Origin of the sequence: Bacillus sp. RB3 (genome assembly GCF_030164735.1) — a bacterium.
Lineage (GTDB): Bacteria > Bacillota > Bacilli > Bacillales > Bacillaceae_G > Bacillus_A > Bacillus_A cereus.
This window is the reverse complement of the sequence record NZ_JASNGE010000056.1, coordinates 1-14763: the sequence shown is the minus strand read 5'-3', so window position 1 is coordinate 14763 and position 14763 is coordinate 1. Positions and strand designations below refer to the sequence as shown.

Here is a 14763-nt window from a genome sequence, read left to right as displayed (position 1 = left end):
TAGTTTGTCTAGCATCTAAAATAAAAATTGACGTTTCACGTTGTTTGTTTCGTTTAGTTTTCAAAGTTCAATATCGCGTTTCAGCGACTTTTATAATTTAACACTTCTCGTTAAATCTGTCAACAGCTTTTTTCTTTCGTTGCTGACGACGCTTATTAATTTACCATATTAATCATTTAATAGTCAACACTTTTTAAAAAAATGCCAAAATAATTTTATCTTGGCATGATATAAAGCTTAATAATCACTAACGCTGCCACACCCGGTAAGCCTAACAAACTCGTTATTGCTGCTGTCCCCATGTTAATCGGGATATGAAAATCAAAATATGTCCCTACAACATTTACGATAAAAAGCAATGCTATTCCTAAAGTAACATGAAAAATCACCTTACCTATAAAACGTAATGGCTTAGAGGCAACACCAAAAACAAGAAAAATAAATACTAAAGTAAGAATGCCAACAATAATAATTGTAGAATTCATTTTTTCCTCCTTATGAATGACCTATACATCTATTTGTATGGGACAAGACAATAAAAAAGAACAGTTATCATATGCAGCATCTCTTTTATATAAACTAAATAAAACGATACCTCAGCATTTAACAAATAAAATAAAAAGGCCTGCTTAGAAAGCAGAACCTTTTACCATTGTTCCATTTTTACAGGACGACGCTTTGCTTCTTTCAACAAAAAGAAATATTTCGCCTCTGCTATTTTCAAAGAACAAATGACATCTTGAGACGGTTCTACACTTTGTTCGACCATTCTCTTCTGACGTAACCACTCATTCTTCACTTTTTCCAAAAGTACAATTAACTTATCGTCATACTCTTTACGCAATTTACCCTTTTTTTGAAAGAACATTTTCGTTTCTCCTCTTATACTTCTCTGCGACCTTCTAACGCTTTGGATAATGTCACTTCATCTGCATATTCTAAATCTCCACCAACTGGCAGACCATGTGCAATACGAGTTACTTTAATGCCTGTAGGTTTTAAGAGGCGGGAGATATACATCGCTGTAGCTTCCCCTTCAATATTAGGGTTTGTTGCTAATATCACTTCTTGTACCGTTTCATCATGTAGTCGCTTTAAGAGTTGCGGGATATTAATGTCTTCCGGTCCAATTCCCTCCATAGGAGAAATCGCACCACGTAACACATGATATACACCTTGATACTCTTTCATTTTTTCCATCGCGATTACATCTTTCGGTTCTTGTACGACACAAACAACTGATTGATCTCGATGTGAATCATTACAAATATAACAAGGATCACGATCAGTAATATGTCCGCATACAGAACAGTACGCTAAATCTCGCTTCGCATTTACAAGTGCTTTCGCGAAACCTAACACATCATCTTCTTTCATATCTAATACGAAAAATGCCAATCGAACCGCTGTTTTCGGTCCGATACCTGGCAACTTCATAAAACTATCGATTAGTTTTGATATTGGTTCTGGATAATGCATGTATCAATATCCTCCTAGAACATTCCACCTGGTAAGTTTAAGCCTTTTGTAAATTTACCCATTGTAGAGTTTGAAAGCTCATCAGCCTTTTTAAGTGCATCATTTGTTGCAGCTAATACTAAGTCTTGTAGCATTTCGATATCTTCTGGATCTACAACTTCTTCTTTAATCTTCACTTCAAGAATTTGCTTGTGACCATTTGCGATAACTGTAATCATTCCGCCGCCAGCTGTACCTTCAACTGTTTTTTCACCAAGCTCTTCTTGTGCTTTCGCCATGTCCTTTTGCATCTTTTGCATTTGTTTCATCATGTTATTCATATTTCCCATTCCGCCACGCATCATAATTAATTCCTCCTAATTATTATTACTCTTTTATTTCAATGAGTTCTTGCCCTACTAATTTCACTGCCTCTTCTATAAGAGGATCTTCCTTTTTCTCTGGGCTTTCTTCAGACTCTCCACCTTCACGTTGTAAAAAGTCTTCACGGATTTTACCCCATTCACTTTTTGGAATGGCAATCATATTTAACCTTTTACTTAGCAATTCAAATAAAGCTTGTTCTACTGTATCCATAGCTTCTCGATTTTCGCTCGCCATCTTACAGTGAATCTCATATTGAAATGCTAAAACGTAAGTGTCATCTGAAGCTGCCACTGGTTCGCTATTTTCTAGTAAAACAGCAAACGCTACTTTGTTATATGATTTGAGTCTTCCTAACAACTCACCCCATACAGCTTTTAATTGTTCTAAATCTTGACGCTTCGCTTGTTTTAATACTTCATTTACACGTCCGACAGGAATCTTCATACTTCCTGTTCTTACCGGCTTTGGTGTTGCACGTGTCTCTCTTACTTCCTGTTGTACACCAGCTGGCACACCGTTCTTTTTAACTTGCTCTAACTCTTTCTCCAGTTGCTGCATCCTGTTCATAATTGCTTGCAAACGATCTGTACCATTTGCTTGCATCATAAACTGTTGACACAATTGCACCATAACAACTTCTAAGAAAATACGCGGATGATTTGTCCACTTCATTTCCTGTTGTCCCTTACTAAGGGTATGAATAATCTCATAGATCACTTCCGGTTGCATTTCTTCACTCAACTTACGGAATTGATCATCTACAATTACTCGTTCCAACATATGTTCTAGTTGCGGTGAAGTTTGATATAAAAGCATATCACGATAATAGTAAATGAAGTCCTCCATAAAACGAACTGGATCCTTCCCTTTACTCATCATTTCATCTATGATTTGCAATGCTCTTGATACATCATTTTCACGTATGCATTCTACTAAATTGCCTAAGTATTGCTGAGAAACAGATCCTGTTACGGCCAATACATCTTCTGTCGTAACGGTCTCATCACTATAAGATATAGCCTGATCAATAAGACTAAGTGCGTCACGCATACCACCTTCAGCAGCACGCGCAACAATTTGTAATGCCTCATCTTCCACTTGCGTACCTTCATTTGTCACGACCGTTGATAATCTCTCAACAATATCATTCACTGATATTTTTCGGAATTCAAAACGCTGACAACGTGAAATAATTGTAGGCGGGATCTTATGAGGTTCTGTTGTCGCCAAAATAAAGATAACATGTCCTGGCGGCTCTTCTAAGGTTTTTAAAAGCGCATTGAATGCACCCATAGAAAGCATGTGAACTTCATCAATAATGTATACTTTATATTCTACAGCACTTGGAGCATATTTTACTTTATCTCTAATATCTCGAATTTCATCTACACCGTTATTTGAAGCCGCATCAATTTCTAATACATCTGAAATGGATCCTTGTGTAATTCCTAAACAAGAAGGACATTCATTACAAGGTTCAGCTACCGGAGCATGTTCACAGTTAATTGCTTTTGCAAATACTTTTGCAATTGTCGTTTTTCCTGTTCCCCTCGGGCCAGAAAATAAATAAGCATGTGAAACTTTCTCTTGAAGAAGGGCATTCTGCAACGTTTTTGTCACGTGCTTTTGACCGACTACATCTTCGAACTTTTGCGGTCTCCATGTTCGGTATAACGCTTGGTATGACACGAAAATACGGCCTCCCTCAAAGGTTATTATCTCATTTATTATAACCCATTCTGTTTATAGATTCCAAAAGTTATTTTCTATACAAAAAACTCACCTTTGTATTAAGGTGAGTTTTGTATACATATATAACTGCCGTGCACCCTCCGTCGATTACGTACCATAAGCGTTACTCAAGCAGTTAGCTCGGTTCAGGCACTCCTGCGGCACACGAGAAGACCCGCTTATTGCTGCTTCCTTCCGGACCTGACAAGGTTCACGGGGTCCCGTTGCGCAGGACCCAAACGTCAACACCACTTACTTAAGGCAGACCTTACAGCAACATAACCTCGAGAGGGGATTCGGCCTCGCTAGAGCGGATTGCGAGTATAGGGCACCGCTACCTCCCCGCTTAGCACGGCAAAGTTAAAACCAATATTCGGTTGCCTTCATTAAAGGCATTATCAGTATAACTTGTTTCTTTATAAAATGCAAATACGTTAGTTCCCAGTATTCTTCTCTAATTTTTTTATTGCTTTTCTTTTTTTACGAAGCTCTCTAAAAAAGCTTGTTAACAACGTACCGCATTCTTCCTCTAGTACACCAGATACTACTTCACATTGATGATTGAAGCGTTCATCCGTTAAAAGATTCATCAATGTCCCTGCACATCCGCCCTTCGGATCACTTGCACCATATACAACTCGCTTCACTCGTGATAAAACAATTCCACCTGCACACATTGGACAAGGTTCTAATGTTACATACAATGTTGCATCTTCTAAACGCCATGTCCCTAATTTTTTACACGCCTCATCTATCGCTAGCAACTCAGCATGAGCTATTGATCTCTGCTCAGTTTCCCTTAAATTATGGGCAACACTAATTACCTCACCATCTAACACTATAACTGCTCCAATTGGTACTTCCTGTATTTCCTCTGCCTTTTTAGCTTCTTCTATCGCTAATTGCATAAAATAAATATCTTGATCTTGTTCCATAACATAGTCCTTTCATTACAAATAAAGTACACTTATTTCCATTTACTACACAGGGGATAACTTTTACAAATTCAATCCACCCTAAAAGAAAAAAGAGAGGGGATTACATATGAAAAATACCGCCTTGCTCATTATCGATATGATTAATGACTTTCAATTTTCCCACGGACCCATTCTAGCTAAAAAATGTGAAATTATAACAAACCCTATTTTACAATTAAAGAAAAAAATGAAATCCTTCGGCTGTCCTATAATTTACGTTAATGACCATTATCAACTGTGGAGATCTGATATCGACCAACTTATTACTCATTGTACAAATGAATATAGCGAAAACATAATCCATAAGATTGCTCCAAGTTCTGATGATTACATTTTTATTAAACCACATTATTCCGCTTTTTATGAAACACCTTTAAATTCATTACTAGGTTATTTAAAAATAGAAAATCTAATATTAACAGGGGTTGCCGGAAATATATGTATCCTATTTACAGCTAATGATGCTCATATGAGAAATTATACATTGTATGTACCAGAGGATTGTATCGCCTCTAACAACGACCAAGATAATATACATGCTTTAAAAATAATGGAAACTACATTGAAAGCAACTATAACATCATCAACCAAAATAAAATTTAATTAATACATATATCTATTTTCTAACTTTTTATATCAAATTAACCCGCTCGCTTCCCTCTTGTGCTACAATAATTCTGTTTTGTGTTTTTAGTAGTCACGGTAAATCACTGATTGAAAGGAGGAAACAGCGTGACCGGAGTACCATTTATCACGGTTGAAGGACCAATTGGTGTTGGAAAAACTTCACTTGCGAAGGAAATTTCAACTCACATGCAACTCCACTTACTAAAAGAGATTGTTGATGAAAATCCCTTTTTAGGAAAGTTCTATGAAGACATCGACGAATGGAGTTTTCAAACAGAGATGTTCTTTCTTTGTAATAGATACAAACAATTAGAAGACATTAACATAAAGTATTTGAATCAAAGGAAACCAGTAGTAGCGGATTACCATATCTTTAAAAATTTAATTTTTGCATCCCGCACATTAAAAGACTCCCAATATGACAAATACATGCAAATTTATCGTATCCTTACACAAGATATGCCTGTGCCAAATGTCATTGTTTATTTAACAGCTAGCCTAGAAACATTGCAAAAACGAATTGCCATGCGCGGAAGAGAATTTGAAAAAAACATGGATCCAAATTACTTACTACAGCTCACAAAAGATTATGAAACAGCAATGGATGCTTTTAAAAAAGATCATCCGGAAATACCAGTATTGAAATTTAATGGAGACGATATGGATTTTGTAAAAAATCCTGATGATTTAAACGTCATCCTATCTGCCCTTCAAAATACTCTCTTAAAGGAGTCGAAATAATAATGAATTTAAGGCAAAAATATGATATACCCAATGACGCAGTAATCACTATCGCCGGAACGGTAGGTGTGGGTAAATCAACTATGACAACTGCATTAGCTAATGCTTTAGGTTATCGCACATCATTTGAAAAAGTAGATTCCAATCCATATTTGGACAAGTTCTATGCGGACTTCACTCGTTGGAGCTTCCACCTACAAGTGTACTTTTTAGCAGAACGATTTAAGGAACAAAAAAGAATTTTTGAATATGGTGGCGGTTTTGTTCAAGATCGTTCCATTTACGAAGACACTGGAATTTTCGCAAAGATGCATCATGAAAAAGGAACAATGACGGAAACTGATTATGAAACATACAAAGGTTTATTTGACGCTATGGTCATGACTCCTTACTTCCCTCATCCAGACTTATTAATTTACTTAGAAGGTTCTTTCGATGATATTGTCGATCGTATTCAAGAACGCGGGCGCCCAATGGAACAGCAAACACCAATTGAGTACTGGAAAGAAATGCATGGACGTTATGAAAACTGGATTAACAACTTTAATTCATGCCCTGTATTACGCTTAAATATTAATGAGTACGATATTTTAAAAGATGGTGATTCAATCGAACCAATCATTAAAAAAATTGGCCATTTTTTAAAACAAACACGTAAACTTGTAAAATAAAAAACCCGTGCATATGCACGGGTTTTCCTATTAAATTACTTCTTCTTTGTTGGAGCAATAATTTCACTCTCAGGTTTTCCTGCGTTAATGCGCTGACGAACAGTACTTGTACTAATATCGTATGCTTCAGCAATCTCTTTAACAGTCATTTCTTTCCCGTTAATTACTGCCGTTAATACTTTACCTGTACGTTTTGGAGCCGCCGCTTTCTTTACAGCTGCTTTTTTAACTTGTTTTGGCGCCTCTACTTTACTCGTAGCTTGTTTTACATCACAAGTACAACCACAAAGTTTACGGAATGTATCATCACTAATAATGCGTGATACGTTTGCACCACTGTTTAAAATTCTATTGTTCTTACAGACAGGACATTGTACATAATATAAAGTTTTTCCATCTAAAGGAAACGTTTGTATAATAAGATCCATGTTGACTCCTTTCATATCTATGAAGATAATCATCGGAATATGAGTGTGTAATAAGGACAAAATTACCTTACACCATACTTTATGATTGGTTTTAAAATAAAAACTCGTTACGTGTTGGTAACGAGTTCTCCAATCTCCACTTATATGCGCTGTTGTCAATTATATCTGGAGGAGGTAGAGGGATTCGAACCCCCGCGCGACTCTCGCCGCCTGTCGGTTTTCAAGACCGATCCCTTCAGCCAGACTTGGGTATACCTCCATATTGACATCAAATATAATATCAAAAGAAAAACAGTTAGTCAACCCTACTAAAATAAATTATGAGGAAAGGAAAATTTTACTTTTCCCTTCCTACATTACAGTACTGACAACGCTCATAATTACCAATCACTCATACCGATGAATGTTTAAATTTACTTAATAACTGTTTTTCCTCCCATATAAGGGCGAAGAACTTCTGGAATTATAATTGTACCATCTTCTTGTTGGTAGTTCTCTAAAATAGCTGCAACCGTACGTCCGATTGCAAGACCAGATCCATTTAATGTATGAACATGTTCTGGTTTTCCATTTGACTCACGGCGGAAACGGATATTTGCACGTCTCGCTTGGAAAGCTTCAAAATTACTACAAGAAGAAATTTCACGATATGTGCCATAGCTTGGAATCCATACTTCAATATCGTATTTCTTCGCTGCTGTAAATCCTAAATCGCCTGTGCACATGCTCATAACGCGATATGGCAACTCTAATAATTGTAACACGCGTTCTGCATCATTTGTTAATTTTTCTAATTCTTCATAAGAATCTTCTGGTTTTACGAACTTCACAAGCTCTACTTTATTGAACTGATGCTGGCGAATTAAACCACGTGTATCACGACCAGCTGAACCTGCTTCAGAACGGAAGCAAGAGCTAAATGCAGCATATCTTATAGGCAATTGCTCTTTATTTAAAATCTCATCACGATGCATATTCGTTACAGGTACTTCAGCTGTTGGAATTAAGAAGTAATCTTCACTTTCAATACGGAATGCATCTTCTTCAAACTTTGGAAGTTGTCCTGTTCCCGTCATACTTGCACGGTTTACCATATATGGAGGTAATACTTCTTTATATCCATGCTCATCAGTATGAAGATCAAGCATAAAGCTAATTAAAGCACGCTCTAATCTTGCACCAGCACCTTTGTAAAATACGAAGCGGCTTCCTGTTACTTTCCCAGCGCGTTCAAAATCTAAAATTCCTAAATCAGTAGCAAGATCCCAATGTGGTTTTGGCTCAAAAGTAAATTCTTTCACTTCTCCCCAAGTACGTGCTACTACATTATCATCCTCTGTTTCACCAACTGGAGCAGATTCATGAGGGATATTTGGAATAGATAACATTAATCTTTCTAAGTCTTCTTCAACTGTACGAAGTTCGTTATCAAGATCCTTTACTTTTTCTCCAACCTCACGCATTTCTAAAATTAGAGCCTCTGCATCTTTCTTTTCGCGCTTTAATACAGAAATTTGTTGAGATACTTCGTTACGTTTACTTTTTAATTCTTCTGTCTGAACAAGTAGTTCTCTTCTTCTCGTATCAAGTTCTTCAAAACGGCCGAAATCAGTTAAATCTTCGCCTCTATGCTGTAATTTCGCTTTTACTTCTTCAAAGTTTGTACGTAAAAATTTAATATCAAGCATTATATACTCCTCCTTTTATTTTATAAAACACAAAAAACTCCCGTCCCTATATAAAGGGACGGGAGTTAACCCGCGTTGCCACCCTAGTTGAAAGCATTACCGCTTTCCTCTCAAGTAGAAATAACGGCTCTTCACCGGGAATGCTTACTAATCCAAAAGATATTCCACATTCCATTCCAGGATGGATTCACAAACTGTTTCTATCGATTTCCACCAACCATCGACTCTCTATAAGAAACGACATTTGTTACTATTTCCTATCAACACGCTTATTTTATAAAATTGTTACCATCAATTTACTATAATCTTATACAAGTTGCAAGTTACTTATACAACTTTTTTCATTTTCGCTTCTTTTACCATTTCAACAAAGTATGCTGTCACACGATGATCATCTGTTAATTCCGGATGGAATGAAGCAGCTAAAAACTGTTCTTGTCTTACCGCTACCATTCGGTCACCATGCTTAGAAAGCACTTCAACATTATCAGCTACTTCTACAACATACGGCGCACGGATAAATACACCAATGAAGTCTTCACCCACGCCTTCAATTGAAAGCGCAGCTTCAAAACTATCCTTTTGGCGTCCGAACGCATTGCGCTCAACTGTAATATCCATAGCACCAATATGTGCTTCTTCATAGCCAATAAGTGTTTTCGCAAGAAGAATCATCCCTGCACATGTACCAAACATTGGTTTACCAGACTTTGCAAATGTACGAAGTGGTTCCATGAAAGCATACTTATCAATAAGACGGCGCATTGTTGTACTTTCACCGCCTGGTAAAATAAGACCATCAATCTCTTCAAGTTGCTCTATACGCTTTACAACAACAGCTTCTGCACCACTTGCTTCAACTGATTTTACATGCTCACGAACTGCACCTTGAAGACCTAGTACACCGATTTTCACCATTTTAAAGTTCTCCTTTAATTACCATCCACGCTCTTGCATGCGTTGTTCTGGTAATAACGTTGAAATTTCGACACCCTTCATTGCATTACCTAATCCTTTAGAAAGGTTTGCAATTAGTTCGTAATCTTCATAATGAGTCGTTGCTTCAACGATTGCACGTGCAAATTTCTCTGGGTTTTCTGATTTGAAGATACCAGATCCAACAAATACCCCATCAGCACCAAGTTGCATCATTAATGCTGCATCTGCTGGTGTTGCTACACCACCTGCCGCAAAGTTTACAACTGGTAAGCGACCAAGGCGTTTAATTTCAAGTAATACTTCGTAAGGAGCGCCAGTATTTTTTGCATATGTCATTAACTCATCTTCACGTAGACTCGCAACTTGACGGATTTCTGCATTGACTTGGCGCATATGACGCACTGCCTCTACAATGTTTCCTGTTCCTGGTTCACCTTTTGTACGAAGCATAGATGCACCTTCTGCAATACGACGTGCAGCTTCTCCGATATCACGGCAACCACATACAAATGGAACTGTGTAATCACGTTTATTTAAATGGTATACTTCATCAGCAGGAGTTAATACTTCACTCTCATCGATATAGTCTACCCCTAATGATTCTAATACACGTGCTTCTACAAGGTGACCGATACGGCATTTTGCCATAACCGGAATTGACACCGCACCCATAACTTCTTCAACAATTGTTGGGTCTGCCATACGAGAAACGCCACCTGCTGCACGAATATCTGCTGGTACACGCTCTAATGCCATAACGGCAACTGCGCCTGCCTCTTCTGCAATTTTTGCTTGTTCAGCGTTAACTACGTCCATAATAACGCCGCCTTTTTGCATTTCTGCCATTCCACGTTTTACACGTTCTGTCCCTGTTACATTTGTCATGTACAAAAACCCCCCTAGGTGAATTGCTTTCCCCCGTTAAAGGCGAAAATTAAGAATACTCTTACATTCTACCACTAACTATCAGATGCTTGTCTACTACTTTTTCATAAAGTCGGTATGAAAAATAGGAATAAAAAAAAGCTCCTATCATGAGGAGCTTTTAAAACCAACCTTTTACTGTATCAACAGCACTATTCCACATGCCACTAAAGAATGAACCAATTCCGCGCATAGCACGAGTAAACCAGTTTGCTTCTTCTACTTCAGATGTTGTTACAAGATCCACTTGCAGTGACTTACCAGTTAAAAATCCAGGGTCGTTTGTATCTTTTGGCGTAATTACCATTTGACCAAGCGCAGCTCCCTTTTTAATAGGTGCTTCTTGTCCCTTGCTTGATTCTTTTAATTCCGTTTTATAAACATCTTTACTTCCTTTTGGCACTGGAAGTGAAATAGCTTGTTTCGTTTGAACTGCTACATCTTTATCTTTCGCATTTTCTACTCGTACTGTTTCTTGTCCTTTTACTGAAGAACCTTTTTTATACATTTGTTTTACTTCAAAGTTAGCAAATCCATAATCATATAGCTTCTTTGTTTCATCAAAACGTGCTGTATGAGAACTTGTTTTAATAACTACAGAAATAAAACGCATTCCGTTTCTTTCAACCGTACCAGTGAAGCAATCTCCTGCCTCTGGAGTTGAGCCTGTTTTTAGGCCGTCTACGCCATCATATTCTTTAACTAAGCCCTTTAACATCCAGTTCCAGTTCGACATTGCAAACTTCTCTTTTTCTGGACGGAATTCTTTTTTAGGGATTTTTGCTGTATCTAACACTTTTGGATAATCTTTAATTAAATGTTGTGCTAAAGTTGCAACATCCTTTGCAGACATTTTATTTTCTTCATCCGCTGTTGTTCCTTCAGGATGCATTCCCTTTAAATCTTTATTCGTTAAACCTGTAGAATTGACAAATTTATAATTTTTCAACCCTAGTTCTTTCGATTTATCATTCATCATTTTTACGAAGTCTACTTCTTTACCTGCAATTGCTTCTGCTAATGCAATTGTTGCACCATTTGCAGAAAAGATTGCCATTGCCTCGTATAACTCTTTTACTGTATAAGAGCCACCATTTTCTAATGCAACATTTGATAATGAAGCATCTTGTGAAACCTTATATGCATATTCAGAAACCTTAATTTTCTGGTCCCACTTAAGTTTTCCTTTATCCACTGCTTCGTGAACTAAATATTCACTCATCATCTTTGTCATACTAGCAATGGATAATAATTCATCTGCATTCTTTTGATATAAAATTTTCCCAGAATTCGCTTCTACTAAAATTGCCGCACCTGCTTCAATGTTTAAAGCGGCTCCTGTTTCAGCTGATGCATTGCTATATGGCATAAAAATGCTACAAGCTAGTGTAAGCACTGTTACCAAAGCAATGAATCTTTTGCAAAACATACCTTTCACTTTTGCTACCCCCAATATCTATGTACTCACATAACCGTTATTCTAACATAATCAAAAAAAAATAGACAGAGATATCAAATCTCTGTCTATTTGTATATAAGACATTATAATGAGTAGTTTGGAGCCTCTTTTGTAATTTGTACGTGATGAGGATGACTTTCACGTAAGCCAGCACCTGACATACGAATGAATTGTGCATTTTCGCGTAAGAATTCTAAATCCTGTGCTCCGCAATATCCCATACCTGCACGTAAGCCACCAACTAATTGGTGAACTGTATCTGCTAAAGGTCCTTTATATGGTACTCGTCCTTCAATACCTTCTGGGACAAGTTTTTTATTGCCTTCTTGGAAGTAACGATCTTTACTTCCTTTTTCCATCGCACCGACAGAACCCATACCACGATACACTTTAAATTGACGACCTTGGTAAATTTCAGTTTCTCCAGGGCTTTCTGCAACACCTGCAAACATGCTACCTAGCATAACAACATGTGCTCCTGCCGCTAAAGCTTTCACCATATCACCAGAGTACTTAATACCGCCATCAGCAATAACTGGAATGCCGTGTTTACGAGCTTCTGTTGCACAATCATAAACCGCAGTTAATTGTGGTACACCAACACCGGCTACAACGCGTGTTGTACAAATAGAACCTGGTCCAATACCAACTTTAACTACGTTTGCACCAGCTTCAATTAGTGCTTTCGTTGCTTCAGCAGTAGCAACATTTCCAGCGATAATATTTAGTGATGGATATTTAGCACGAACTTCTTTTACCTTATCAATAACACCTTTAGAATGCCCATGTGCTGTATCAAGTACAATTGCATCTACACTAGCTTTTACTAATGCATCGATGCGAAGCATAGCATCCGCTGTTACACCAACTGCTGCTCCAACTAATAAGCGTCCTTGCTTATCTTTAGCAGAGTTTGGGAATTCAATTACTTTTTCAATATCTTTTATTGTAATAAGCCCTTGTAATACACCGTTATTATCAACAAGAGGGAGTTTTTCAATTTTATACTTTTGTAGGATCTTTTCAGCTTCTTCCAGTGTAGTACCAACTGGAGCTGTAATTAATTGTTCTTTTGTCATTACGTCAGAAATTTTGATTGAGTAGTCTTGGATGAAGCGCATATCACGGTTTGTAATAATACCAACTAATTTTCGCTCATCTAAATTATTTACAACCGGTACACCTGAGATACGATATTTTCCCATAAGATGTTCTGCATCATATACTTGATGTTCTGGAGTTAAGAAGAAAGGATCTGAAATAACGCCGCTTTCAGAGCGCTTTACTTTATCAACTTGCTCTGCTTGTTGCTCAATAGACATATTCTTATGAATAATTCCTAAACCACCCTGGCGAGCCATTGCAATAGCCATGTCAGCTTCTGTTACTGTATCCATTCCTGCACTAATTAACGGGATGTTTAGCTGTAAGCTTTCAGATAAAACTGTTTTAACACTTACTTCTCTTGGTAATATATCTGACCTAGCTGGTACAAGTAATACATCATCAAAAGTCAAACCTTCTTTAACAAATTTAGATTCCCACATAATTGTTCCCCCTATGATACCAGAAATTATTATTAGTAGCTTATCAATTGGTTAAAATACTGTCAAGGACGTATATATATGTTAGAATTTTTAGACAATAAAAGGAGCGTAATATATGCATCAAACATCTTGTACTTGGCAGCAGTTAAGTTTCTTTTTTTCATCTCAAAACGTACAACGTTATCTTGCCCGTTGTTACGAAAAATCCTCTATTCAGGATGCCGAAAAAAAAAGTTTTGAAAATTGTTATCCCTTTATTTATTACTTAGAACACGGGAAAAATTATTATGAATTATATAAGACAGCTCCATTTTCCATTCAACCAATGTTGTTATTTTATGGAATTAGTCAACTTTTTAAAGCATGCCTACTAACTATTGACCCTAACTATCCTGAATCCACTACTGTTTTAGCTCATGGCGTTACAACTCGCAAACGAAAAAAACAAGGGTATCAATTTTTAGAAGATGAGGTGAAGGTACAAAAAAACGGATTATTTACTCATGTTGCAGAACAACTGTTTCACATGAAACACTTAGAAGCAGAAAAATTTAACATGTTAGAACTAATGGGAAATATTCCAGAATTACAAAATTTATTTCGTTATAGTCAGAAAGGATCAACTTTATATAAAATCGATTCAACAATTAAAAATCAGCTCTCCTTTTCAGTCAACCTACTAGATCGATTACATATGACTAAAGAGAGATTTTCTCGTTACATTGAAACATCTTGTAAGCATTTATCAATACAGCACGTACCTGAGAAGACTAATGAATCGAATTTACTTTTTACGGCGCCCATTCAATCATGGAATCCTATGTACAGTACTCCTTTATACTATGAACATCTTACTAATACTTATTATTTGCCACTTACGACTGATCCTAGAAATCCTAAGCCAATATTACCTGAACTCCTCATTCATTATTTATTGCTCTATAATTTAAGCATGATTTCTAGGTATGAAACAGATTGGTGGTATGACTTACTTGGCAGTTATGGTTCTGAAGATTATCCATTTATTTATCAATTTCTAAGTATTTCTGCTCAAAAAATCCCTTACTATATTTCAAATTTTTTATTAATGGAACCAAATCTATTTCATGGGAAATAAAAAAACACAAGTCAAATGACTTGTGTTTTTAGTTGCTTGGCGACGTCCTACTCTCACAGGGACAAGGTC

The 14763-nt window shown here is 36.8% G+C and carries 16 protein-coding genes, 1 tRNA gene, 1 other RNA gene and 1 other annotated feature; of the genes, 4 read left to right on the top strand and 14 right to left on the bottom strand.

Translation table 11 applies throughout. The features are described 5' to 3' along the window. Positions 1-215 precede the first annotated feature (215 nt). The 7 genes from QO049_RS29380 to tadA form a co-directional block, all read right to left on the bottom strand. The gene (locus QO049_RS29380; protein WP_001089273.1) at positions 216-485 is read right to left on the bottom strand and encodes a pro-sigmaK processing inhibitor BofA family protein; all 270 of its coding nucleotides are present in this window, start codon (positions 483-485) and stop codon (positions 216-218) included. A 161-nt stretch (positions 486-646) separates the two neighbouring features. Beyond that, positions 647-868, bottom strand: coding sequence for a YaaL family protein (locus tag QO049_RS29375; protein WP_000466019.1), 222 nt, complete (start codon positions 866-868; stop codon positions 647-649). Between the two features lie 14 nt (positions 869-882). Next, the gene (gene recR / locus QO049_RS29370) at positions 883-1479 is read right to left on the bottom strand and encodes a recombination protein RecR (protein ID WP_000559169.1); all 597 of its coding nucleotides are present in this window, start codon (positions 1477-1479) and stop codon (positions 883-885) included. A 14-nt stretch (positions 1480-1493) separates the two neighbouring features. Then, a complete protein-coding gene (locus tag QO049_RS29365; RefSeq protein WP_014894853.1) occupies positions 1494-1820 on the bottom strand; it encodes a YbaB/EbfC family nucleoid-associated protein in 327 nt (108 codons plus the stop codon). Positions 1821-1845: 25 nt separating this feature from the next. Further along, positions 1846-3534: a DNA polymerase III subunit gamma/tau gene (gene dnaX, locus QO049_RS29360; RefSeq protein ID WP_000121575.1), complete on the bottom strand. Its 1689-nt coding sequence runs from the start codon at positions 3532-3534 to the stop codon at positions 1846-1848. A 132-nt stretch (positions 3535-3666) separates the two neighbouring features. Continuing rightward, positions 3667-3931, bottom strand: an RNA gene (ffs, locus tag QO049_RS29355) — signal recognition particle sRNA large type. 79 nt (positions 3932-4010) lie between these two features. Beyond that, a complete protein-coding gene (gene tadA / locus QO049_RS29350; protein ID WP_000434332.1) occupies positions 4011-4511 on the bottom strand; it encodes a tRNA adenosine(34) deaminase TadA in 501 nt (166 codons plus the stop codon). 109 nt (positions 4512-4620) lie between these two features. On the opposite strand from tadA, the gene QO049_RS29345 reads away from it, so the two are divergent. The 3 genes from QO049_RS29345 (at position 4621) to QO049_RS29335 (ending at position 6592) form a co-directional block, all read left to right on the top strand. Next, positions 4621-5160, top strand: a complete 540-nt coding sequence (locus QO049_RS29345; RefSeq protein ID WP_000798712.1) for a cysteine hydrolase family protein — start codon at positions 4621-4623, stop codon at positions 5158-5160. A gap of 125 nt (positions 5161-5285) precedes the next feature. Continuing rightward, positions 5286-5921 carry a deoxynucleoside kinase gene (locus tag QO049_RS29340; protein ID WP_000148218.1) on the top strand — a complete coding sequence of 212 codons (636 nt, stop codon included), beginning with the start codon at positions 5286-5288 and terminating at the stop codon, positions 5919-5921. A gap of 2 nt (positions 5922-5923) precedes the next feature. Next, complete coding sequence (locus QO049_RS29335) at positions 5924-6592, top strand: deoxynucleoside kinase (RefSeq protein WP_001053585.1); 669 nt, start codon at positions 5924-5926, stop codon at positions 6590-6592. A 35-nt stretch (positions 6593-6627) separates the two neighbouring features. Here QO049_RS29335 and QO049_RS29330 read toward each other — a convergent pair whose 3' ends face one another. The 7 genes from QO049_RS29330 to guaB form a co-directional block, all read right to left on the bottom strand. Next, entirely contained in the window at positions 6628-7020 is a 393-nt protein-coding gene (locus QO049_RS29330; RefSeq protein ID WP_000364196.1) for a sigma factor-like helix-turn-helix DNA-binding protein, read from the bottom strand. A gap of 166 nt (positions 7021-7186) precedes the next feature. After that, positions 7187-7279, bottom strand: a tRNA-Ser gene (locus QO049_RS29325). Between the two features lie 154 nt (positions 7280-7433). Then, positions 7434-8708 (bottom strand): serine--tRNA ligase, encoded by a 1275-nt coding sequence (serS, locus tag QO049_RS29320; protein WP_284489748.1) that lies wholly within the window; start codon positions 8706-8708, stop codon positions 7434-7436. Positions 8709-8759: 51 nt separating this feature from the next. Then, positions 8760-8981: a binding site (T-box leader), on the bottom strand. Positions 8982-9035: 54 nt separating this feature from the next. After that, on the bottom strand, positions 9036-9626 hold the full coding sequence (gene pdxT / locus QO049_RS29315) for a pyridoxal 5'-phosphate synthase glutaminase subunit PdxT (protein WP_087965315.1): 591 nt from the start codon (positions 9624-9626) through the stop codon (positions 9036-9038). 18 nt (positions 9627-9644) lie between these two features. Continuing rightward, on the bottom strand, positions 9645-10532 hold the full coding sequence (gene pdxS, locus QO049_RS29310) for a pyridoxal 5'-phosphate synthase lyase subunit PdxS (protein WP_000186164.1): 888 nt from the start codon (positions 10530-10532) through the stop codon (positions 9645-9647). Between the two features lie 160 nt (positions 10533-10692). Continuing rightward, positions 10693-12000 (bottom strand): D-alanyl-D-alanine carboxypeptidase DacA, encoded by a 1308-nt coding sequence (gene dacA, locus QO049_RS29305; RefSeq protein ID WP_125653127.1) that lies wholly within the window; start codon positions 11998-12000, stop codon positions 10693-10695. A gap of 113 nt (positions 12001-12113) precedes the next feature. After that, positions 12114-13577, bottom strand: a complete 1464-nt coding sequence (guaB, locus tag QO049_RS29300) for an IMP dehydrogenase (RefSeq protein WP_000264088.1) — start codon at positions 13575-13577, stop codon at positions 12114-12116. 115 nt (positions 13578-13692) lie between these two features. On the opposite strand from guaB, the gene QO049_RS29295 reads away from it, so the two are divergent. Next, positions 13693-14694, top strand: coding sequence for a YaaC family protein (locus QO049_RS29295; protein WP_246961708.1), 1002 nt, complete (start codon positions 13693-13695; stop codon positions 14692-14694). Positions 14695-14763: the final 69 nt, after the last annotated feature.

Coding starts and splice junctions, on each gene's coding strand:
- QO049_RS29380 (WP_001089273.1), bottom strand. CDS start 485: ATGAATTCTACAATTATTATTGTTGGCATTCTTACTTTAGTATTTATT.
- QO049_RS29375 (WP_000466019.1), bottom strand. CDS start 868: ATGTTCTTTCAAAAAAAGGGTAAATTGCGTAAAGAGTATGACGATAAG.
- recR (WP_000559169.1), bottom strand. CDS start 1,479: ATGCATTATCCAGAACCAATATCAAAACTAATCGATAGTTTTATGAAG.
- QO049_RS29365 (WP_014894853.1), bottom strand. CDS start 1,820: ATGCGTGGCGGAATGGGAAATATGAATAACATGATGAAACAAATGCAA.
- tadA (WP_000434332.1), bottom strand. CDS start 4,511: ATGGAACAAGATCAAGATATTTATTTTATGCAATTAGCGATAGAAGAA.
- QO049_RS29345 (WP_000798712.1), top strand. CDS start 4,621: ATGAAAAATACCGCCTTGCTCATTATCGATATGATTAATGACTTTCAA.
- QO049_RS29335 (WP_001053585.1), top strand. CDS start 5,924: ATGAATTTAAGGCAAAAATATGATATACCCAATGACGCAGTAATCACT.
- QO049_RS29330 (WP_000364196.1), bottom strand. CDS start 7,020: ATGGATCTTATTATACAAACGTTTCCTTTAGATGGAAAAACTTTATAT.
- serS (WP_284489748.1), bottom strand. CDS start 8,708: ATGCTTGATATTAAATTTTTACGTACAAACTTTGAAGAAGTAAAAGCG.
- pdxT (WP_087965315.1), bottom strand. CDS start 9,626: ATGGTGAAAATCGGTGTACTAGGTCTTCAAGGTGCAGTTCGTGAGCAT.
- pdxS (WP_000186164.1), bottom strand. CDS start 10,532: ATGACAAATGTAACAGGGACAGAACGTGTAAAACGTGGAATGGCAGAA.
- dacA (WP_125653127.1), bottom strand. CDS start 12,000: ATGTTTTGCAAAAGATTCATTGCTTTGGTAACAGTGCTTACACTAGCT.
- guaB (WP_000264088.1), bottom strand. CDS start 13,577: ATGTGGGAATCTAAATTTGTTAAAGAAGGTTTGACTTTTGATGATGTA.
- QO049_RS29295 (WP_246961708.1), top strand. CDS start 13,693: ATGCATCAAACATCTTGTACTTGGCAGCAGTTAAGTTTCTTTTTTTCA.